The following is a 20602-nucleotide window of genomic DNA, read 5'->3' as shown; positions in this document are numbered from 1 at the left end:
TTCTCACCGTGCGCTCGACGTCGGGCGCTGCGTGGTGCTTGGGTGGAGCACCAGTCAACCGCGCCATTGTCTCGGCGGTGTTACGCCGTGGTCACCGAGTCGAGAATCCGCCCGCGAGGTGGCGCCCGGCATCCACGATCACGCGGTCGCCTCCTCGTCCGGTCGCGCGCCGGCGACGAGGGCGTGGAGCAGGCGACTGAGGTTCTCGATGTCCTCGACGCGCCAGTCCTCCAGCGCCCGCAGCAGCGCGCCCTCCTGAGGGATCCGGGCCTCGGCGAGGCGGTCGCGACCGTGCGCGGTGGAGGTGAGCAGACTCGAGCGACCGTCGTTGGGGTCGGGGGTCCGTTCGATGAGGTCGAGCTCGGTCAACTCGCGGACGGTCCGGCTGAGCTGGCCCTTGTCGAGCACGAGCATCTCGGCCAGCGCGGACTGGGTGATGGGCTCGTGGCGGACGATGGTCGTGAAGACCTTATAGGCACCGGGCAGCATGCCGGGGCTGACCCGGTTCGCGTTCTCGGTGATCCGGCGCCGGAACTGCGTGATCAGGTCGCTGAATTCGCCCTCGAGGGCCCGCACCGCCTGGGTGCGGGCCTCTCGGTCGGACTCGACGGACATCATGCCCATGTTATCGGCGGGTCTCCGCGCCGTCGGCGCCCGGGACGCCCTGTGCGGGGATCGCGATCGAACCGGTAGCGGTCACGGCATCCATCCCTCCAGGCACCGATACCGTCGCGAGGTCGGCCTCGGACGCGTGCCGGCGCTCGGTCGTCGTCATGGTGCTGAGGCTGCGGTTGGGGAGGAACAGGACCGCGAGGATGCTGATCACGCCGAACGGCACGGCGATGAGGAAGGCAGACGAGATGCCCTGCGCGTAGATGTCCTCGACGATGACCCGCAGCTGCTCGGGCATGGCCGACACCTGCGGAAGGGTGCCCGACGACAGCTGCTTCGCCCACGTGGCACCGTCCGGCCCGAGTGCGGTCAGCGCTGCGACGATGCGCTCCTGCGCTCCGCCGAAGAGGTCGGTCACCCGGGTGGCGAGTGCCGCGCCCATGAGGGAGACGCCGACCGTGCCGCCGAGGCTCCGGAAGAAGGTGACGCCCGAGCTGGCGACGCCGATCTCCGACGGCTTCGCGCTGTTCTGGACGGCGAGCACGAGGTTCTGCATCGTCATGCCGACGCCGGCGCCGAGCAGGAACATGTACACCGACACGAGGAAGAAGTCGGTGTCGTAGTGGATGGTCGACAGGAGGGTGGCACCGGCGGTGAGCAGGATGCTGCCGACGATCAGGTAGGGCTTCCAGTGGCCGTACCGGGTGATGAGCGCACCGACGCCGACCGACGAGAGGAGCAGGCCCGCGATCATCGGGATGGTCATGAGGCCGGCCTCGGTCGGCGTCGCGCCGCGGGCCATCTGCATGTACTGCCCGAGGAAGACCGATGCGCCGAACATGGCGATGCCGGTGGCGATCGAGGCGACCACGGACAGCGTGAAGGTGCGGTCGCGGAAGAGGGTCAGCGGGACGAGCGGCTCGGCGACGCGGAGCTCGACGACCACGAAGAGCACGGCTGCGACGAGCGCACCGCCCACCATGAGGATCGTCTCGATGCCCCACCAGTCGAAGCTGGATCCGGCGCTGGTGACCCAGATGAGCAGCAGCGAGACGGCCGTCGAGAGCAGGACGATGCCGAGGTAGTCGATCTTGGGTCGACGCGCGCTGACGCTCGCGTGGGGGAGCGTGCGCTGCACCATGATGAGCGCCGCGACGGCGACGGGGAGCGAGACGAAGAAGTTCCAGCGCCAGCCGAACGCGTCGGTGATCACGCCGCCGAGGAGCGGTCCGCCGACGGTCGCGACCGCCATGACCGCGCCGAACAGGCCCATGTAGCGGCCTCGCTCGCGAGGGCTGATGATGTCGGCCATCAGCACCTGGCTGAGGGCCGCGAGCCCGCCGGCGCCGAGGCCCTGCACCGCACGGAAGGCGATGAGCGTGGCGGGGTCCTGCGCGAAGCCGGCGGCTGCCGTGGCGAGGACGAAGATGACGAGCGCGATCTGATAGAGCGCCTTGCGGTTCACCAGGTCGGCGAGCTTGCCCCAGATCGGGGTCGAGATCGCAGTGGTCAGCAGGGTCGCGGTCACGACCCAGGTGAAGGCTCCCTGGTCGCCGTCGAGGTCGTGGATGATCACGGGTAGCGACGTCGAGACGACCGTCGAGGCGATCATCGACACGAACATGCCGAGGAGGAGCCCTGACAGTGGGGCGAGGACCCGGCGCGGGGCGGGCGGGGCGGAGGTGGCCATTCGACTCCAGATAGGTGATGCACGTCAACAATTGATAGAGGTCAACTATATGACGATGATTGATCCGCGTCAACCAACGGGCGTCCGCCCATGACGAACACCGCCCGGGAGGGGGCAGGCGGAGCGGCGGACGTCAGTCCGCGAGGGCGAGGGCGCGGAAGATGTCCCGTTCGCGCAGTTGCTCGCGTCGGCTGACCGCGGCGACGGTCTCGCGGACCGGCGGGGTCTTGCCCGTGGTCCGGTGGTAGAGCTCGTCGATCAGGCCGGTGGCGAGTCGGACCAACGAGTGGATCTCGGTCTCGTCCCGATCGATCCAGGCGCAGCGCGGCTCATCGCGGAGCGGCACGAAGTCCTGGTGCTCCTCCCAGACGACGAGGGTCCGTTCGGCGCCCAGGACGTGCTGCTGCCACCACACCTGCCGCAGGTAGGTGCGGGGGATCGACTTCCACGTCTTGTTGGTGGTCTTGATCTCGGCGAGCACGACGCGGCCCGCGGTGTCGACCATGATCCCGTCGGGCGTCGCCAGGTGACGCTTCTCGACCTCGGCGTGGAACAGCGCAGACGAGGGGCCGATGCCGTGGGTCGCCGCGACCCAGGCGGCGATCTCCGGCTCGCGGCGTCTGCCGTGATCGGTGTAGGCGTTGCCGCTGAAGCCCGACCCGTTCAGCTTCGCCTCGGCGGCGCGGGGGATCGCGCGGTCGCTCGTGAGCGACGCGACGTCGGTCGCCGTGATGCCGCGGGAGCGCGCCCGCATCCACGCGACCCGGTCGCGGGAGTCCGCGACGATCCGGGCGGCGAGTTCGGGGGTCACCCGACGATCCTAAGTCGGGCCTCCCGCGCCCGGCGTCCGACCCGCCGCATCCGTCGCCCCGCGGGGTCAGACGGCCGCGAGACCCGACGCGAGGACGTCACGGGAAAGGGCGTGCTCGACGGCGAGCATGCTCGCACCGAGGACGCCCGCCTGCGCGCCGGTCGCCGACTGCACGATCGAGAGGTGCGCTGTGGCGAGGGGTGTCGACCGCGCGTAGACGACCTCGCGGACACCGGCGATGAGGTGCTCACCGACACGGGCCATCGATCCGCCGATCGCGATGACGGAGGGGTTCACGAGGCTCACACAGGTGGTGAGGACTTCGCCGATGTCGCGACCCGCCTGCCGCACCGCCTGGATCGCCTCCACGTTGCCGCGCTTGACGAGGTCGACGACGTCACCGCCCGTGTGCGCGTCGACACCGATCGCACGCAGACTGCGGGCGATCGCGGGGCCCGAGGCGAGGGCCTCGAGGCATCCGCGGTTGCCGCACGTGCAGGGCACGTCGTTCCCGCGCGCCACCTGGACGTGGCCGATGTCGCCCGCGACCCCCTGCGCGCCGCGTTGGAGGTGGCCGTCGGAGATGAGGCCCGCGCCGATGCCGGTGGCGATCTTGACGAAGAGCAGGTTGTCGACGCCCGGCCAGGCGATCGCGCGCTCGCCGAGCGCCATGGTGTTGACGTCGTTGTCGACGAGCACGGGGACGGCGATGTGCCGTTGCAGCCAGCCGGGGACGTCGAAGCGGTCCCATCCGGGCATGATCGGCGGGTTCGTGGGCTTGCCGGTGGAGTGCTCCACCGGCCCCGGCACGCCGATCCCGATCGCCGCGACCGAGGCGTCGTCGCGGTCGACCTCGGCGAGCAGGCGCCGCGCGCCGTCGAGCAGCCAGGTCAGGACGGCATCCGGCCCGTCTGCGATGTCGATCGACTCCGACGACTCGGCCAAGATCGTGCCGGCGAGGTCCGCGATCGCGACGGTCGCGTGCGATGCGCCGAGATCAGCGGCGACGACCACCTTCGCGCCGGGGTTCAGCGCGAACTGCGACGGCGGTCGCCCTCCGGTCGACACCTTGTCGGCGACGGCGGTGATCAGCCCCATCCGCATGAGCTCGTCCACCCGTGCTGCGATCGTCGACCGGGCGAGTCCGGTGGACTTCGCGAGCTCGGCGCGGGTCCGCGGAGCGCCGTCGCGCAGCAGCTGGAAGAGTTCGCTGACGCCGGGCGCCACGGTGGGGGAGTCGGTCATCGGTCACTTCTTCCGGGTCCTGCAGTCGGGCACGCGCGTCGATTCTCCTCCGCGGAGCTATGGTCTCCGTCCATATGACGCTCCGCGGCGACGGCTCAGGACGAGCGGCCTGCCGGCCGTGCGAAGCGCTGCTGGAGGAGGACGGCGACGACGATGATGACGCCCTTCGCGACAGCCTGCACGGACGACGTGAGGTTGTTCTGGACGAACACGTTGGTGAGGGTCGCGAAGATGAGGACGCCGAAGACCGTGCCGGTGATCGTGCCGCGTCCGCCGATGAGCAGCGTCCCACCGACGACGACGGCGGCGATGGCGTCCAGCTCGTAGAGCACCCCGTTGACCGACGTGCCCGCCGTCGTGCGCCCGAGGATCATGACGCCGGCGACACCCGCGCACAGTCCCGAGATCGCGTAGAGGTACATGACGTGGCGCTTCACGTTGATGCCGGCGAGGCGCGCCGCCTCGCGGTTGCCGCCGATGGCGACGGTGCGGCGACCGAACGTGGTGCGGTTGAGCAGGACCCAGCCGAGGACGGCGACGATGAGGAAGATCCAGATGAGCATGTCGACACCGAGGATGTCGAGGTTCATGAAGGTGATGAACTCGCGCTGACCGCCCACCTGCAGGGTGCGTCGGTCGGCGAGGATCTCGGCGAGCCCGCGGGCGCCGACGAGCATCGCGAGTGTCGCCATGAAGGCGACCACGTTGCCGTAGGCGATCACGATCCCGTTGAGGAGGCCGGCGAAGACGCCGACGGCGAGGGCGACGACGACCATGACGATCCAGTGCGACTGATCGGCGAGGTCCTGGACGACGGCGAGCGCGGCGACGACCGAGGCGAGTCCCATGACCGACCCGACGGAGAGGTCGATGCCGCCGGCGATGATCACCAGCGTCATCCCGATGCTGATCACGCCGATGATCGACGCCTGCCGCAGGATCACCATGATGTTGGACAGCCCGAGGAAGGTGTCCGGGGCGGTCACGGCTCCCACGATGACGAGGACGAGGAGCGCCAGGACGAGGCCGAGGTTGCGTCCGACGGAGCCGGAGAGGATGCGGCGCCACATGGGGGTGTCGTCGGTGGTGATCGCCGAGGTGGTCGGGGCGGCGTCGGTCGGGGTGAGCGGGGTGTCCGCCCCCGTGGTGGTCTGCTCGCTCACGCGGCGGTTCCTTTCATGACGAGGTCGAGCACACCGTGCTCGTCGATCTGGGATGACGGGACGGTGGAGAGGATGCGGCCCTCCGCCACGACGAGGACGGTGTCGGACAGCCCGATCACCTCTTCGATCTCGCTCGAGACGATGACGACGGCGTTGCCGTCGGCCGCCAGGCGCCGGATGAGCGAGTAGATCTCGGCGCGGGCCCCGACGTCGACACCGCGCGTCGGCTCGTCGAGGAGCAGCACGCGCGTGCCGTGGACGAGCCAGCGTGCGAGCAGGATCTTCTGCTGGTTGCCGCCCGAGAGCGTGCGCGCGGGTCGGTCGGGGTCGGCGGGGCGCAGCTCGAGCGCGTCGATCTGCGCGCGAGCTGCGGCGCGCTCCCCGCGGAAGTCGAGGAACCCGCCACGGGAGAACTTCGACATCGACGGAAGGCTGACGTTCATCGCGATCGGCTCGTCGAGGACGAGGCCCTGGCTCTTGCGCTCCTCGGGCGACAGCCCCACGCCGGCGGCCACCGCGTGGACGACCGAGCCTTTCCGCAGGGCCTTTCCGGCGACCCGGACGCTGCCCGCGGTCGCGCGCCGTGCCCCGTAGACGGTCTCGAGGATCTCGGAGCGCCCGGACCCGACGAGCCCCGCGAGGCCGACGACCTCGCCTGCGCGGACACGGAACGAGACGTCGTCGAAGACGCCGCGGAGCGACAGCCCTTCGACCTCGAGGACCACCGGGGCGTCCTGCGCCGGGGGAGCGTGCGGCGGGAAGACGTTCGCCACCTCGCGGCCCGTCATCAGCTTGATGAGCTCGGCCGTCGGCGTCTCGGCGACCGGCAGGCTGGTCGCCGTGGTGCGACCGTCCTTCAGCACGGTGATGCGGTCGCCGATCTGCCGGATCTCCTCGAGTCGGTGTGTGATGTAGACGACAGCGATGCCCGCCGCGGTGAGCTCGCGGACGACGCCGAAGAGGTTCTGGACCTCGTGCGTGTCGAGGACGGCGGACGGCTCGTCCATGATGATGAGCCTGACGTCGTGCGAGAGCGCGCGAGCCATCGCGACGATCTGCTTGTTCGCCGCACTCAGCGAGCCGACCTCGGCGTGCGGCGACAGTCCGCCGTGGCCGAGACGCCGCAGCAGCTCGCGGGTGCGGGCGGCCGCTTCGCCGCGACGCGTGAAGCCCCCGCGGGACAGCTCATGCCCGAGGAAGATGTTCTCGGCGATGGTGAGCCCGTCGACGACATCGAGTTCCTGATACATCGTCGCGATGCCCAGAGCGAGGCCGGCATCCGGGTCCGGGATGTCGACGAGGTCGCCGTTCCAACGGATCTCACCATCGTCGGGCCGGTGGACGCCCGCGAGGGTCTTGATGAGCGTGGACTTCCCGGCACCGTTCTGGCCGAGGACGCAGTGCACCTCGCCGGCTCTCACCTCGAGGTCCACGCCGCGCAGGGCCCGCACGCCGGCGAAGGACTTCGTCACTCCCCGGACGTCGAGTAATGACGAATCATGGTCGACTTTGATCACGCGGCGAACATAACACGTCGGGGTTTGATTCGACCAGAGGACTCATGGCGGTCTCCCCACATACCGAGCGTCGTTATGTGACCGTGATCGGCCGCACCATCCCGCTAGCTGTCGCGGGCCGCGGACTTCTGACGATAGAAAAACAAAAGTTGACGCATACGGCATTCGTTCTGTTATGTTCGACCTCGTCAGCGCGGACCTCCTCGTGTGCGTACTCGAAAGCCGAGAGGCGCGCTGGTCGCTTCACACCAGAGCTGCATCACATTCAAGGAGGAAGACATGCGCTCACGCATGACGGCGCGGACGCGCCTCGTCCTGACCGGGGCCGCCGCGGTCGCCGCGATCGGACTGCTGGCCGGGTGCACGGGCACCGGCGCCGATGAGGACAGCGTCGTGGACCAGGGCACCACGACCGAGGAGAACGCGGAGTCGGGCGACACCGTCGTCATCGGCTTCTCGGGCCCCGCCGCCGACCACGGTTGGCTCGGCGCCATCAACTCCGGCGCGCAGGCCGCGGCCGACAGCTACGACGACGTGGACCTGCGTGTCGCCGAGGGCACGAACGACCCGATCGCACAGATCGCCGCCGTCGAGACCTTCGTCAACGACGGTGTCGACGCGATCGTGCTGCTGCCCACCGACGGTGCAGCCCTCACCGAGGCCGCGATCGCCGCGATGGAGGCGGGCATCCCCGTCATCAACGTCGACCGCGAGTTCTCGAGCCCGTTCGCCGCCCGCGCCACCGTGCTCGGCGACAACTACGGCATGGGCGTCTCGGCCGGCACCTACATCTGCGGGCAGCTCGGCGACAACCCCGACGCCGTCGTCGCCGAGATCGCCGGCATCGACTCGCTGCCCCTCACGCAGGACCGGTCGCAGGGCTTCGCCGACGCGCTCGAGGACTGCGGACTCGAGGTCTCGGCCCGGGTCGCGGCGGACTTCACCGTCGCCGGCGGAGAGTCGGCGGCGTCGCAGCTGCTCTCGGCCAACCCGCAGATCGACGCGCTGTGGAACCACGACGACGACCAGGGCGTCGGCGTCCTGGCGGCCATCGACGCCGCGGGCCGCGACGAGTTCTTCATGATGGGCGGCGCCGGAAGCCGCAGCGCCATGGAGGCGATCGAGGCCGACGACACCGTCCTGAAGGCGACGGTTATCTACCCGTCCACGCAGGCGGCCGACGGTGTGGCGCTCGCGCGTCTGATCGCGCAGAACAAGACCCTGGGCGACATCGTGACCCCCGGCATCCCGAACCGGATCGTCCTCGACGCCCCGGTCGTGACGAAGGACAACGTCGACCAGTTCATCGACCTCTCGTTCGACTGATCGCCGGCGGGGGCGCCCGGTGCGCGGGCGTCCCCCTCACCCTCTCGAGAGGACACCGACATGACCGGACCCCTCCGCGTCGCCATGATCGGCCACGGCTTCATGGGCGCCGCGCACTCGCAGGGCTGGCGCGTGGCGCCGCGCTTCTTCGACCTCCCGCTCCAGCCGGTCATGCAGGTCGTGACCGGACGGGATGCCGGGGCTGCCGCGGCAGCCGCCGAGAAGTGGGGCTGGGCGGAGTCCTCGGCGGACTGGCGAGCGACGATCGCCCGTGGCGACGTCGACGTCGTCGACATCGTCACCCCGGGTGACACGCACGCCGAGATCGCGATGGCGGCCCTCGCAGCGGGCAAGCACGTGCTGTGCGAGAAGCCGCTGGCCAACACCGTCGCCGAAGCCGAGGCGATGGCGGATGCCGCAGCCCACGCCGAGGCGCGCGGCATCCGGGCCATGGTGGGGTTCACCTACCGGAGGGTCCCCGCCGCGACGTTCGCCCGCGACCTGATCGCGGCGGGCCGGCTGGGGGAGATCCGACAGGTGCGCGCTGAGTACCTGCAGGACTGGCTGATGGACGCCGAGGCGCCGATGACGTGGCGACTCGACCGGTCGAAGGCCGGCTCGGGGTCGCTCGGCGACATCGGGGCGCACGCCATCGACCTCGCCGAGTTCATCACCGGGGAGACGGTCGACAGCGTCTCGGGCATCGTCGAGACCCTCGTCCACGAGCGACCGCTGCTCGGCGAGGGGATCGGGCTGTCGGGGACCGCGAGCGTCGAGCGCGGGCGGGTGAGCGTCGACGACGTCGCCCTCTTCACGGGCAGGCTGCGCTCCGGCGCGCTGGCGTCCTTCGAGGCGACCCGCTTCCGCACGGGGCGCAAGAACGCGCTCCGCATCGAGGTCTCCGGGTCCCTCGGCGCCCTCGCGTTCGATCTCGAGCGGTTGAACGAGCTCGAGTTCTACGATGCGACCGCGCCTGGCACCGAGCTCGGCTTCCGCCGCATCCTGGTCACCGAGCACGACCACCCCTACCTCGCACCCTGGTGGCCCACGGGGCACATGCTCGGCTACGAGCACGGCTTCTCGCACCAGGTTCGTGACTTCACGACGGCGATCGCCGAGGGCACCGCCCCACGGCCGTCCTTCGCCGACGGACTGCACGTGCAGCGGGTGCTCGACGCCGTCGAGCGCAGCTCCGCCGCGGGCAGCATCTGGACATCGACCACCGAATGAGCTCGCCGGGTGAGCCCGGCCTCCGAGAAAGGAACCGCGATGGCGCGACCGATCACCCTCTTCACGGGCCAGTGGGCCGACCTGCCCTTCGAGGAGGTTGCGCGGCTCGCAGGGGAGTGGGGCTACGACGGCCTCGAGATCGCGTGCTGGGGCGATCACCTCGACGTGACCCGCTGGGACGACGCCGCCTACGTGCGCAGTCGCCGGGACATCCTCGAGCGCAACGGGCTGCAGGCGTTCGCCATCGCGAACCACCTCGGCGGTCAGGCCGTGTGCGACGACCCGATCGATCAGCGACACCGCGACATCCTCTCCGACCGTGTCTGGGGCGACGGCGACGCCGAGGGTGTGCGGCGGCGCGCGGCCGAGGGTATGAAGGACACCGCGCGCATGGCGGCGAAGCTGGGCGTGGGGACGGTCACGGGCTTCACCGGGTCGTCGATCTGGAAGTACGTCGCCATGTTCCCGCCGGCGTCGCAGGACATGGTGGATGCCGGCTACGAGGACTTCGCCCGCCGCTGGAACCCGATCCTCGACGTCTTCGACGAGGTCGGCGTCCGCTTCGCGCACGAGGTGCACCCGTCCGAGATCGCCTACGACTACTGGACCACGCGTCTCGCGCTCGAGGCGATCGGCCACCGGGAGGCCTTCGGCCTGAACTGGGACCCGAGCCACATGGTCTGGCAGGACCTCGACCCGGTGTCGTTCCTGTGGGACTTCCGCGACCGCATCCTGCACGTGCACTGCAAGGACACGAAGAAGCGCCTCGGCAACGGCCGGAACGGGCGGCTCTCGTCCCACCTCGCATGGGCGGATCCGCGTCGTGGCTGGGACTTCATCTCGACCGGGCACGGCGACGTCCCGTGGGAGGACGCGTTCCGCATGCTGAACGCGATCGGGTACGCAGGCCCCCTGTCGGTGGAGTGGGAGGACGCCGGCATGGACCGCCTCGTCGGCGCGCCCGAAGCCCTCGCCTTCGTCCGCCGCCTGTCGACCTACGAGCCCGCCGCCGCCGCATTCGACGCCGCCTTCAGCGCGCGCTGACGTCCGCGCCCGCGCCCCGCCGCGAGAGCGCCCCTTCACGCGCGCACGCGTCCGCTGCGCTGCGGCATCCCCCCGCCTTGGGTCCACATCATGTTCTCCCGACGACAACCCACGTCTCGAGCGGGTCGGGACGTGGGTGCCCGTCCGGAGAACATGAACCGGCCCGGGGGGTTCCTCCCCAGTTGGCCGAGACTACGCGACGTCCCCGATCGCTGAGCGCGGGCGGAGCCGCTCCGGTTCGCGGCGCATGCTCTGCCCATGCTGCATAACGTCACCATCGAGCAAGCACGCCGGATAGTCGTCGATCGAGCTGCCCTCGAACGGGCCGGCTGGCGGTCGAGGGACATCACGGATGCGGTCAGGGGCGGTCGGCTCGTCCGGCTGCAGCGCAATCGGTACGTCCCCACTGCTTCACTCGCCGGTCTCTGGCCGGAGTCACGACACCTGATCGAAATCGCCGCCGCGAATGCCGAGCGCACCAGCGGCTCGAGCGTCTTCTCGTACCAGTCCGCGGCGGTGCTGTGGGGTCTCCCTCTTTTCCGACATGTCCCGGATGCCGTGCACGACGCTGCACCGCACTGTCTGGGATCTGTGCCGGACAGTGGCGCCCGAAACCGGCGTGGCGGCGGTGGACGCTGCACTCCGCGGCGCAGTGCAGGGTGCTGGCGGCGATCGAGCGGCCGCTGAGATTTGCCGCCAGGCGGTGCTCGACCTCGGCCGGCGGCATCACGCGTCACGGGGAGCGCGGCGGGCTGTTTCGGTCGTCAATTTCGCGGACGACCGCGCGGAGAGCACGGGGGAGAGCGTCACCCGCTGGCTGCTCGCGGAGATCGGGTTCAGCCGCATCGGGATGCAGGTGCGCGTCCCCGGACCGTCGGGTGCAGACTTGCGGGTGGACCTCGAGCTCGAAGACGAGGCCGTCTTCGTCGAGTTCGACGGCGAGATCAAGTACCGGGATGACGGGCTGCGCGACGGTCGGAGCGTCGAGGAGGTCCTACTGGCCGAGAAGCGGCGGGAGGACTGGATCCGGGGCGTGACGCAGCATCGCGTCGTGCGCATCGGTTGGGCCGACATCGCGTCGGTGGACGCGCTCGCGGTTCGCCTGCGCGCCTTCGGCGTCTTCCCGCGCTGACGCGTCCCGCCGCCCGTTCTCGTCCCCACGCGTCCCGCCGCCCGCCCTGTGCCCGACCACATCACGTGTTCGCCACGAGTCCACACGTCGTGAATCGTTCAGAGCGTGTGCGCTCATCCAGAGAACGTGATGTGGATGCCGGTGGCGCGCAGCCCACGCAGGTCAAACCGCACGAGCCTGCGCGCTGGCGGATGCGGGTGGCGCAGCGTCCCGCCCGGATTTGGCGCCCGCGCGGACGGGCCGTACACTGGAGCACAAGCCAAAGACCGTCGGTCATCGTCGTGCGTCCGCGCACACGATCGAAGCTCTGCATCGCAGGGGCCCACGCAGGTGTACGACAGACTTCCGGGAGACCGGGCCCAAAGCTCCGTGCGCTTGCGCCGGAGCTTTTCTCATGCAGCCCGACCGTCGAGGTCGATGTCCCGCCACTGCGGGACGTCTCGTACACATCAAGGAGTGACCATGGCGCAGAAGGATGCATCGGTCGCCGAGCTCACGAAGAACTTCGAGGACTCGAACGCCGTCTTGCTGACCGAGTACCGCGGTCTGACGGTTGCCCAGCTCAAGCAGCTGCGCAACGACATCCGTCAGGACGCGCAGTACGCCGTGGTGAAGAACACGCTGACCAAGATCGCCGCGAACAACGCGGGGATCACGGTGCTGGACGAGGACCTTAAGGGTCCCTCGGCCGTCGCTTTCGTGCACGGTGACTTCGTCGCCACTGCCAAGGCTCTGCGTGACTTCGCCAAGGCCAACCCGCTTCTCGTGATCAAGGGCGGCATCTTCGAGGGCAACGCCCTCACGGCCGACGAGGTCAACAAGTACGCCTCGCTCGAGAGCCGTGAGGTTCTGCTGGCGAAGGCTGCGGGCATGATGAAGGCGACGATGGGCAAGGCTGCGGCCACCATCGACGCGCTTCGCGAAAAGCTGGAGACCGCTGACGCCGCCTGAGCGAGCAGCGACCTCTTTTACACAAACCCCATCTATCTAGGAGATACATCATGGCGAAGCTTTCCACCGAGGAGCTGCTCGAGCAGTTCGCCGGCCTCACCCTCGTCGAGCTCAGCGAGTTCGTGAAGGCGTTCGAGGAGAAGTTCGACGTCACCGCTGCTGCCCCCGTCGCCGTTGCCGGCGCCGGCGGTGGCGCTGCTGCTGAAGAGGTTGAGGAGAAGGACTCCTTCGACGTCATCCTCGAGGCTGCCGGCGACAAGAAGATCCAGGTCATCAAGGTCGTCCGCGAGCTCACCTCGCTCGGCCTCGGCGAGGCCAAGGCCGTCGTCGACGGCGCTCCCAAGGCCGTGCTCGAGGGCGCGAACAAGGAAGCCGCCGACAAGGCGAAGGAGGCCCTCGAGGCCGCCGGCGCGACGGTCACCGTCAAGTAAGGTCCCGCACCTTTCAGAGGGCCCCGGATGCTTCGGCATCCGGGGCCCTCTGCCGTTGCCCTGCGCGCCGGTCAGGACCAGGCGGCGTCGCGGACCGCGACCGGGGTCGCCCCGGCGGGTGCGGAGGTGGAGTTCCGCACCACGAGTCGGGGACGGATGACGACGCTCTCCGGTGTCGCGGTCGGGTCCTCGATGTGCCGCATCAGCAGCTCCACGGCGGTCGCCCCCTGATCTCGCGGCACCTGTCGAAGCGTCGTGAGGGCGAACATCTCGGCGTTGACATGGTCGTCGATGCCGATGACGCTGAGGTCGGACGGGACCAGGATGCCGAGGCGCCGCGCCGCGATGATGGCACCGATCGCCACCTCGTCGCACGCGGCCACGATCGCGGTGGGGCGCTGGGACGGGTCGCTCAGCAGGTCGACGGCGGCCGCGTAGCCGGCTGACATCGTCAGCTCGGCGGGCGTGCGGGTGATGTGCTCCGCAAGGCCCGCGTCCCGCATCTCGTTGGTGTACCCCTCGAAGCGTGCCGACTCGACATGCGGCCAATGGGTCGACGATGTCCCGCCGAGGAATGCAACACGCCGGTGCCCCAGGGAGACGAGGTGCGCCGTCGCGAGAGATGCCGCATGCGTGTCGTCGAGCGTGACCACGCTGGTCGTGCGCTGCGTGCCGATGACGCTCACGACGGGCTGCCGCAGGGCGAGCAGGGTGTCGATCTCGCTCTCGGCGGGCTCGAGGCCGACGGCGATCAGGCCGTCGAACCGTTTGCGGCTCAGGAACTCGGCGAACACCCGTCGACGGTTCTCGCTGCCCGGGGTCGCGTCGTAGAGCGTGAGGTCGAAGCCACGCTCGAGCAGGGCTTCCTGGATCCCCTCGAGGACTTCGGCGAAGAACCACCGGTTCACGTGCGGCATGACGACCCCGACGTTGCGGGTACGACCCGTGGCGAGACTGACGGCGCTCGTGGATGCCACGTATCCGAGCCGCTGGGCTGCCTCGTGGACACGCGCGCGGGTGGCGGGCGAGACCTGTGGGCTGCCGGTCAGGGCGCGGCTCGCGGTCGCCTTCGAGACGCCGGCTTCACGGGCGACGTCGGCGATGGTGTGCATCGGTCCTCCTCGACCAGTTCCAACCGTCCCCATCGGTCGGATGTCAGCGTAGTCGTCGCACCGGCCCCGGGGAACCGGTTCCACGGTAACAAGTTGAGAACGCTCTCACGAGGGGGCCGGAGTCAGCATCAATGGTTGCAGAACCTTGATATTTCGCAGTTGTGCCGGGGGCGCCCTGGACAGTAGGTTGTCCTGGAATCGGTTCCCCAATGGATGCGGACAAGGCTCCTCTGGGCGGACGGATGATCCCGAAAGAGGAGAAGTTACATGGCATTGTCACAGCGATACCGTCTTCTTGCCCCGGTCGCCCTCGTGGGCGCGGCAGCACTGGTGCTGGCAGGGTGCGCGGAAGGCGGAACGGAAGGCGAGGGCGGCAGCGGCGAGGGGAAGACGACAGTTCGCATCTCGGGCGGCATCACCGGCGGAGAAGCCGACGCTCTCAACGAGTCCTTCGCGAGCTTCACTGAGGACACCGGCATCACGGTCGAGTACGTCGGCGACAAGTCCTTCGAGGGCAACATCGTGACCAAGGTCACCGGTGGCGACGCCCCCGACATCGCGATCGTTCCGCAGCCCGGTCTGCTCAAAGCCCTCGTCGACACCGGCAAGGTGCTGCCGGCCCCCGAGGCCGTCGAGAGCGCGGTCGACGAGAACTGGTCGCCGGACTGGAAGCAGTACGGCACGTTCGACGACACCTTCTACGCGGCGCCCATGCTCGCGAACCTGAAGGGGTACGTCTGGTACTCGCCGAAGCAGTTCGAGGAGTGGGGCGTCGAGATCCCGAAGACGTGGGACGAGATGCTTGCACTGACGGACACGATCGTCGAGACCACCGGTGGCCCGGCGTGGTGCGCCGGCTTCGCATCGGAGGCGGCGTCGGGATGGCCCGGTACCGACTGGATCGAGGACCTCGTCCTGCGCCAGTCCGGCCCGGACGTCTACGACCAGTGGGTCGCCGGCGAGGTTCCGTTCACCGACCCGCAAATCAAGGAGGCATTCGACGCGGTGGGGGAAATCCTCCTCAACCCGGACTATGTCAACGCGGGCTACGGTGACGTGCGCAGCATCAACTCCACCGCGTTCGGCGACGTCGCGGCCGCTGTCGCGAGCGGCGACTGCGCCCTCACCCACCAGGCCTCGTTCCTCTCGGCGAACTTCCTCGACGTGCAGACGGCCGACGGCGCCACCCCGGAGGTTGCGCCCGACGGTGACGTCTACGCCTTCCTGACGCCGGGCTACACCGAGGGCGAGCTCCAGATCGAGGGCGGCGGCGAGTTCGTCGCAGCGTTCTCGGACGACGAGTCCACTCAGCAGGTGCTCGAGTTCATGGCGTCGCCGGAGTTCGCCGACGCGCGTGTCGAGCTCGGTGGTGTCATCTCCGCGAACAAGAACGCGAACCCCGACCTCGCCTCGAGCGAGTTCCTGAAGGAAGCCATGATGACGCTGCAGGACGAGACGACGGTGTTCCGCTTCGACGCCTCCGACCTGATGCCCGCCACCGTGGGCCAGGGCTCGTTCTGGAAGGGCATGGTCGACTGGATCGACGGTCGCGACACCGACTCGGTGCTCTCCGACATCCAGGCCGGTTACGAGAACTGATCGTCGCTTGACGATCGGCTGAGCCGAGCGGGGTCGGGCTGGAACCAGCCCGACCCCGCTTCTCCCATCCGTCGCTCGGGTACGCCGCAGTACCCAGAAGGGCTCCACATGTCGCAGACGACCGTCGACAGACCCGTCGACACAGCCACACCCGAAACCGTCCACGCCGCCGACCCGAAGGGGCGCGCGGTCACCCGCATCGTCGTCGCTGCCGGGTTCATCCTCATCGCCTCAGTTTTGCTGCTACTGATCTTCACCGCCTCGAGCGAGGAGTCGTCGCGCATCACGATCGGCTTCTCGCTCAACAGCTTCTTCGTGTGGCTGGGCGGCGTGCACCCTCTCATCCAGATCCCCGTCATCCTGCTCGTGTTCGGCGCCGTGGTCGGGATCATCCTCGTGCTCATCGAGTTCGCGCCGAGGCCGGGTCGCGGATACTTCATCATGCGGCTGGTCGCATGCCTTGCGATCCCGCTGCTCGCGTTCCTCCTATTGCGCCCCTATGCCAACGCCGTCCTCTACGTCGTCGCGATCGCGTTGCTGGTCGGCGCGCTGCTGTTCTTCGCCGACTTCCGATCCCGTCAGGGTGCCGGGTACCTGTTCCAGCTCATTCTGTTCATGGCGCCGGCCAGCATCATGCTCGCACTGGGGCTCATCTACCCGGCCATCTCCACGTTCTTCAAGTCGTTCTTCGACAAGACCGGCGCGGAGTTCGTCGGACTCGACAACTACATCTGGGTCTTCACGAACCCGACCGGCACCGTATCGGTCATCAACACACTGCTGTGGGCACTCCTCGCGCCGACCGTCTCGGTCGCCATCGGTCTCGCCTACGCCGTGTTCATCGACCGAGCTCGGGGGGAGAAGGTCCTGAAGGTCCTCGTGTTCATGCCCGTCGCGATCTCGTTCGTGGGGGCCGGCATCATCTGGAAGTTCATGTACGACGCCCGCCAGGGCGAGCAGGTCGGTCTGCTGAACGCCGTCGTCACTGCGTTCGGCGGGGAGCCGGTCACGTGGCTCGCCATCAAGCCGGTGGTGAATACGCTGATGCTCCTCGTGGTGTTCATCTGGACGCAGACGGGCTTCGCAATGGTCATCCTCTCGGCCGCGATCAAAGCGGTCCCGAGCGAGCAGCTCGAGGCGGCGCAGCTCGACGGCACCAACGCGTGGCAGCGATTCCGCAACGTCACCGTCCCCGGCATCCGCTCCTCGCTGATCGTCGTCCTCACCACGATCACCATCGCGTCGCTGAAGGTGTACGACATCGTGGCCGTCATGACCGGCGGGCGCGACGACACGACCGTGCTCGGCTTCGAGATGGTCAATCAGCAGCAGCGGTTCCAGAGTTACGGCCAGTCGTCGGCGCTCGCGGTCGTGCTGTTCCTGTTCGTCCTGCCGCTGATCATCTACAACGCGCGATCGCTGGCAAAGCAGAGGGAGATCCGCTGATGACCGCCGCACCGATGGCACCGGCCGCACCGCTCGACACCCGCACCAAGCGGCAGGTCGATCGTGAGACCCGCCGCAATGAGGCGATCGCGCACAAGAAGCTGACGTCGAAGGGCGCGACGATCGCGGCCGTCATCATCGCCGTCTTCTGGACGATCCCGACCTTCGGCCTCTTCGTCACGTCGTTCCGTCCCGGCGCCGACACCCAGTCGACGGGCTGGTGGACCGTCTTCGCGAATCCCGGATTCACCCTCGACAACTACTTTGAGGCGGCGACGGCGGGCGGCACATCGACGACGCTGGCGTCGGGCTTCGTCAACTCGCTCGCGATCACCGTCCCCGCCACGGTGTTCCCGATCGTCATGGCGTCGCTCGCGGCGTACGCGTTCGCATGGATCGACTTCAAAGGACGCAGCGCGCTATTCATCTTCGTCTTCGCGTTGCAGATCGTGCCGCTGCAGATGGCCCTCGTGCCCTTGCTCAGCCTGTTCTCCGATGGGCTGACGCTCGGTGATGTGCCGATCTTCCCGGGCTTCGGTCTGAACGAGGTCGAGTACAGCTTCGCCCGCGTCTGGATCGCGCACGCGATCTTCGCGCTCCCGCTGGCGACGTTCATGCTGCACAACTTCATCGCCGAGATCCCGGGCGAGATCATCGAAGCGGCGCGGGTCGACGGCGCCGGTCACGGTCAGGTGTTCTTCCGGATCATCCTGCCGCTGGCCGCCCCCGCCATCGCCTCGTTCGCGATCTTCCAGTTCCTGTGGGTGTGGAACGATCTGCTCGTGGCGACGATCTTCGCGTCGCCCGGTGCGCTGCCGATCACCCAGGCCCTGAACTCGCTGTCGGGAACGTGGGGCAACCGCTGGTTCCTGCAGTCGGCGGGAACGTTCATCTCGATCATCGTCCCGCTGATCGTGTTCTTCGCCCTGCAGCGGTTCTTCGTCCGCGGTCTTCTGGCCGGCGCGACGAAGGGCTGATCCGGCGGGAACGGAGAAGAGGGGGATGCCGGTGGCCACCGGCATCCCCCTCTTCCGTGTGCGGACGGATCAGCCGGTGCAGCCCAACCGCTGCTGCATCGAGGTCATCGCCTGGATCTCGAAGGTCTGCCCCTTCTTCATGCTCTCGGCGACCGTCGTGACGCGCTCGTCGGAACCGAGCTCGATGACGGCGTCGGCCATCGGGATGGCGCCCTCGTGGTGGCGGATCATGAGCGTCAGGAACTGGCAGTCGGCGGCTCGCCCCGTCGCCGCGCGGAGCTCCTGCAACTCCTCCTCGCTGGCCATCCCCATCGCCTGGCGCATCTCCTCGTCGGTCATCGGCGAGCCGTCCTCGGTGGCCGCCTGATGCGCGCCGTGGGCGGGGTCGCCGGACGCCGACATCCACGCCATCGGCTCGCTGCCGTACTGCGGCAGGCCCCACTGGACGAGCCAGTCGAACATCTCGCCGCGCTGGGCGGACTGCCCGGTCGCGATGTCGTAGGCGAGGGTGCGGAGCTCGTCGTCGTCGGTCTCGGCGTAGATCGTCATGGCCATCTCGACGGCCTGGGAGTGATGCACCTGCATGTCGCGGGCAAAGCCGGCGTCCGCGGAGTCGTCGGCGGGAGTCGACCCCGCGATGCCGAAGGTCGAGAACCGTCCGATCGAGAATGCGACCGCGCCGATCGCCAGCGCGACCAGGAGCAGGACCCACCAGGGCGGGAGCGTGCGCGTCCCCGCCTCGGTGTCGTCGATCGGCTCGGAGGTCACTGCTTGCCGGGCGCGTCCAGGGCACCCGAGCAGGCGGCGCCGGGCTCGGGACCGTTGACGTTGCGCCAGTACGCCTCGATGAAGTCGCCGATGCGCTCGTCGTCGGGGGAGTCGACCTTCAGCTGCGCGTCCCACGCGCTCACGGCGATCGGGGTGTCCATGCCCTCGTAGGGCGAGAGGATCGTGTAGGTCGAGGGCAGCTGCGCCTCGAGCGCGTCGATCTGCGCCTGGTCGACCTGGGCGGGGTCGTAGGTGGCCCAGATGGCGCCGTGCTCGAGGGAGTGGACGGCGTTGACGTTGGGCACGGGCTGGTCGTACACGCCGCAATTCAGCCAGATCGCGTTGTGGTCCCCACCGGTGGGCGGCGTCTCCTCGTAGTCGACCTCGCCCTCGACGTGGTTCGCGGTGTGCTCGTAGGTCTGCACCCCGGAGATGCCCGAGCCGTCGCCGTCGCCGCGGGCGACCGTCACGGGGCGGGGCGTGAAGATGACGGATGCCACGACGAGACCGATGACGAGGACGGCTGCGGTCGCTCCGACGATCCACCACGTGGCCTTCGTGCGGCGACGCTTCGCCAGCTGACGCTGGTACTCCGCGAGCTTCTGCTGCTTCTGCTGCTCACGCTGCTGCTTGACCGTCAGGTTGAGCTGAGCCTGCGTGGCGGGGTTGCCGCTCTTCCGCTGTCCGGCGGAGTCGTTCGGGGTCATAGGTGTGGCCTCGTTCGTCGGGGTTCGGCGCGGGCGCGCGGCTCCAATCCTATTCGGCGACATGCGTCGACAGCCGGGGAGCGGGCTCCTGCTGGGCGGCTTCATAGGTTCCCCTCACCGGATGCAGGGTTCGGGGTGCTCGCGCAAGGGGTCCGTGCCGGTGGGCTCCCGCCGACACAATGGGGCGATGAGCGTCCCCACCCACGAGCACGAGGTCGGCATCGGACTGCGGCTGGCGGTCATCGGCGTCCTGCTGCTGATCGTGACCGTCGCCACCGGCATCGCCGTCGAGTCGACCGATTCCGAGCTCATCGACCTCGACGCCTGGTGGAACGACTACGTCGCGACCTTCCTCCCCGGCATCCGTCCGGTCGCGCTGTTCATGAACGTCGCGGGCGCCGGGATCGTCGGGACCTACATCGTCCCGCTCGCCGGCGCTGCGCTCCTCGTGACCGCGCGGCGACCCTGGGGCGCCGTGTTCTTCCTCGCGGCATCCATCGTCGGCGCCCTCGTCGTGCAGCTGCTGAAGAGCATCTTCGGTCGCCTCCGTCCCGAGGAGATCCTCGTCATCTCGGACCACGGGTCGTTCCCGTCGGGCCACACGGCGAACGCGGCCGTCATCGCGACCGTCGCCGTCATCCTCTTCCCGCGCGTCTGGGTCGCCGTCATCGGGCTCGGCTGGACGCTGCTGATGGCGTTCAGCCGCACCCAGGTGCACGCGCACTGGCTCACGGACACCCTCGGCGCCCTCGTCCTCGGGATCGCGACCACGCTCATCGTCGCGGCGGTCATGACGGTGCCGATCGTCCGGGAGCGCGAGCGTCGACGCTCGCTAGGCTGA

19 protein-coding genes are annotated in these 20602 nt (G+C 68.9%); 10 read left to right on the top strand and 9 right to left on the bottom strand.

Features of this window, described 5'->3' with window-relative positions; genetic code table 11:
- Positions 1–138: 138 nt before the first annotated feature.
- From KZX17_RS00595 to KZX17_RS00570, 6 genes are all read right to left on the bottom strand, one after another.
- Entirely contained in the window at positions 139–618 is a 480-nt protein-coding gene (locus tag KZX17_RS00595; protein WP_308194544.1) for a MarR family transcriptional regulator, read from the bottom strand.
- 7 nt (positions 619–625) lie between these two features.
- Positions 626–2302, bottom strand: coding sequence for an MDR family MFS transporter (locus KZX17_RS00590; RefSeq protein ID WP_248171536.1), 1677 nt, complete (start codon positions 2300–2302; stop codon positions 626–628).
- Positions 2303–2435: 133 nt separating this feature from the next.
- Positions 2436–3113 (bottom strand): YqaJ viral recombinase family protein, encoded by a 678-nt coding sequence (locus tag KZX17_RS00585; RefSeq protein WP_248171537.1) that lies wholly within the window; start codon positions 3111–3113, stop codon positions 2436–2438.
- A gap of 66 nt (positions 3114–3179) precedes the next feature.
- Positions 3180–4358 (bottom strand): ROK family transcriptional regulator, encoded by a 1179-nt coding sequence (locus KZX17_RS00580; RefSeq protein ID WP_248171538.1) that lies wholly within the window; start codon positions 4356–4358, stop codon positions 3180–3182.
- A gap of 95 nt (positions 4359–4453) precedes the next feature.
- Positions 4454–5521: an ABC transporter permease gene (locus tag KZX17_RS00575; RefSeq protein WP_248171539.1), complete on the bottom strand. Its 1068-nt coding sequence runs from the start codon at positions 5519–5521 to the stop codon at positions 4454–4456.
- Positions 5518–6993, bottom strand: a complete 1476-nt coding sequence (locus KZX17_RS00570) for a sugar ABC transporter ATP-binding protein (protein ID WP_248171684.1) — start codon at positions 6991–6993, stop codon at positions 5518–5520. Before KZX17_RS00570 ends, KZX17_RS00575 begins: the two co-directional genes overlap by 4 nt.
- A 324-nt stretch (positions 6994–7317) precedes the next feature.
- Between KZX17_RS00570 and KZX17_RS00565 the strand changes: the two genes are divergently transcribed.
- The 6 genes from KZX17_RS00565 to rplL all read left to right on the top strand — a co-directional run bounded on the left by KZX17_RS00565 (position 7318) and on the right by rplL (position 13152).
- Entirely contained in the window at positions 7318–8364 is a 1047-nt protein-coding gene (locus KZX17_RS00565) for a substrate-binding domain-containing protein (RefSeq protein WP_248171540.1), read from the top strand.
- An 84-nt stretch (positions 8365–8448) separates the two neighbouring features.
- Positions 8449–9594, top strand: coding sequence for a Gfo/Idh/MocA family protein (locus tag KZX17_RS00560; RefSeq protein WP_248171685.1), 1146 nt, complete (start codon positions 8449–8451; stop codon positions 9592–9594).
- Between the two features lie 39 nt (positions 9595–9633).
- A complete protein-coding gene (locus KZX17_RS00555; protein ID WP_248171541.1) occupies positions 9634–10638 on the top strand; it encodes a sugar phosphate isomerase/epimerase in 1005 nt (334 codons plus the stop codon).
- A gap of 601 nt (positions 10639–11239) precedes the next feature.
- On the top strand, positions 11240–11770 hold the full coding sequence (locus tag KZX17_RS00550) for a hypothetical protein (protein ID WP_248175545.1): 531 nt from the start codon (positions 11240–11242) through the stop codon (positions 11768–11770).
- Between the two features lie 462 nt (positions 11771–12232).
- Positions 12233–12721 carry a 50S ribosomal protein L10 gene (gene rplJ / locus KZX17_RS00545; protein WP_248171543.1) on the top strand — a complete coding sequence of 163 codons (489 nt, stop codon included), beginning with the start codon at positions 12233–12235 and terminating at the stop codon, positions 12719–12721.
- Positions 12722–12771: 50 nt separating this feature from the next.
- A complete protein-coding gene (gene rplL / locus KZX17_RS00540) occupies positions 12772–13152 on the top strand; it encodes a 50S ribosomal protein L7/L12 (RefSeq protein WP_248171544.1) in 381 nt (126 codons plus the stop codon).
- A 71-nt stretch (positions 13153–13223) separates the two neighbouring features.
- Here rplL and KZX17_RS00535 read toward each other — a convergent pair whose 3' ends face one another.
- The gene (locus KZX17_RS00535; RefSeq protein WP_248171545.1) at positions 13224–14264 is read right to left on the bottom strand and encodes a LacI family DNA-binding transcriptional regulator; all 1041 of its coding nucleotides are present in this window, start codon (positions 14262–14264) and stop codon (positions 13224–13226) included.
- Positions 14265–14531: 267 nt separating this feature from the next.
- On the opposite strand from KZX17_RS00535, the gene KZX17_RS00530 reads away from it, so the two are divergent.
- The 3 genes from KZX17_RS00530 to KZX17_RS00520 all read left to right on the top strand — a co-directional run bounded on the left by KZX17_RS00530 (position 14532) and on the right by KZX17_RS00520 (position 18286).
- Positions 14532–15863: an ABC transporter substrate-binding protein gene (locus tag KZX17_RS00530; protein ID WP_248171546.1), complete on the top strand. Its 1332-nt coding sequence runs from the start codon at positions 14532–14534 to the stop codon at positions 15861–15863.
- Between the two features lie 108 nt (positions 15864–15971).
- Positions 15972–17309 (top strand): carbohydrate ABC transporter permease, encoded by a 1338-nt coding sequence (locus tag KZX17_RS00525; RefSeq protein WP_248171547.1) that lies wholly within the window; start codon positions 15972–15974, stop codon positions 17307–17309.
- Positions 17309–18286: a carbohydrate ABC transporter permease gene (locus KZX17_RS00520; RefSeq protein WP_248171548.1), complete on the top strand. Its 978-nt coding sequence runs from the start codon at positions 17309–17311 to the stop codon at positions 18284–18286. The genes KZX17_RS00525 and KZX17_RS00520 overlap by 1 nt, the downstream gene beginning before the upstream one ends.
- A gap of 69 nt (positions 18287–18355) precedes the next feature.
- On the opposite strand, the gene KZX17_RS00515 is transcribed toward KZX17_RS00520, so the two are convergent.
- On the bottom strand, positions 18356–19054 hold the full coding sequence (locus KZX17_RS00515) for a DUF305 domain-containing protein (RefSeq protein WP_248171549.1): 699 nt from the start codon (positions 19052–19054) through the stop codon (positions 18356–18358).
- Positions 19051–19761, bottom strand: coding sequence for a DUF3105 domain-containing protein (locus tag KZX17_RS00510; protein WP_248171550.1), 711 nt, complete (start codon positions 19759–19761; stop codon positions 19051–19053). Before KZX17_RS00510 ends, KZX17_RS00515 begins: the two co-directional genes overlap by 4 nt.
- Before the next feature lie 187 nt (positions 19762–19948).
- Between KZX17_RS00510 and KZX17_RS00505 the strand changes: the two genes are divergently transcribed.
- The gene (locus tag KZX17_RS00505) at positions 19949–20602 is read left to right on the top strand and encodes a phosphatase PAP2 family protein (protein WP_248171551.1); all 654 of its coding nucleotides are present in this window, start codon (positions 19949–19951) and stop codon (positions 20600–20602) included.

The sequence above is a fragment of the Microbacterium sp. EYE_78 genome (assembly GCF_023149035.1).
Taxonomy (GTDB): Bacteria; Actinomycetota; Actinomycetes; order Actinomycetales; family Microbacteriaceae; genus Microbacterium.
The sequence above is the reverse complement of the archived record's forward strand: the minus strand, read 5'-3'. Positions and strand labels throughout refer to the sequence as shown.

Excerpts from the sequence above, each read along its gene's own strand:
- KZX17_RS00560 (WP_248171685.1), top strand. The coding sequence starts at position 8,449 with ATGATCGGCCACGGCTTCATGGGCGCCGCGCACTCGCAGGGCTGGCGC.
- KZX17_RS00505 (WP_248171551.1), top strand. The coding sequence starts at position 19,949 with ATGAGCGTCCCCACCCACGAGCACGAGGTCGGCATCGGACTGCGGCTG.
- KZX17_RS00565 (WP_248171540.1), top strand. The coding sequence starts at position 7,318 with ATGCGCTCACGCATGACGGCGCGGACGCGCCTCGTCCTGACCGGGGCC.
- rplL (WP_248171544.1), top strand. The coding sequence starts at position 12,772 with ATGGCGAAGCTTTCCACCGAGGAGCTGCTCGAGCAGTTCGCCGGCCTC.
- KZX17_RS00555 (WP_248171541.1), top strand. The coding sequence starts at position 9,634 with ATGGCGCGACCGATCACCCTCTTCACGGGCCAGTGGGCCGACCTGCCC.
- KZX17_RS00580 (WP_248171538.1), bottom strand. The coding sequence starts at position 4,358 with ATGACCGACTCCCCCACCGTGGCGCCCGGCGTCAGCGAACTCTTCCAG.
- KZX17_RS00525 (WP_248171547.1), top strand. The coding sequence starts at position 15,972 with ATGTCGCAGACGACCGTCGACAGACCCGTCGACACAGCCACACCCGAA.
- KZX17_RS00530 (WP_248171546.1), top strand. The coding sequence starts at position 14,532 with ATGGCATTGTCACAGCGATACCGTCTTCTTGCCCCGGTCGCCCTCGTG.
- rplJ (WP_248171543.1), top strand. The coding sequence starts at position 12,233 with ATGGCGCAGAAGGATGCATCGGTCGCCGAGCTCACGAAGAACTTCGAG.
- KZX17_RS00595 (WP_308194544.1), bottom strand. The coding sequence starts at position 618 with ATGATGTCCGTCGAGTCCGACCGAGAGGCCCGCACCCAGGCGGTGCGG.
- KZX17_RS00590 (WP_248171536.1), bottom strand. The coding sequence starts at position 2,302 with ATGGCCACCTCCGCCCCGCCCGCCCCGCGCCGGGTCCTCGCCCCACTG.
- KZX17_RS00535 (WP_248171545.1), bottom strand. The coding sequence starts at position 14,264 with ATGCACACCATCGCCGACGTCGCCCGTGAAGCCGGCGTCTCGAAGGCG.
- KZX17_RS00520 (WP_248171548.1), top strand. The coding sequence starts at position 17,309 with ATGACCGCCGCACCGATGGCACCGGCCGCACCGCTCGACACCCGCACC.
- KZX17_RS00510 (WP_248171550.1), bottom strand. The coding sequence starts at position 19,761 with ATGACCCCGAACGACTCCGCCGGACAGCGGAAGAGCGGCAACCCCGCC.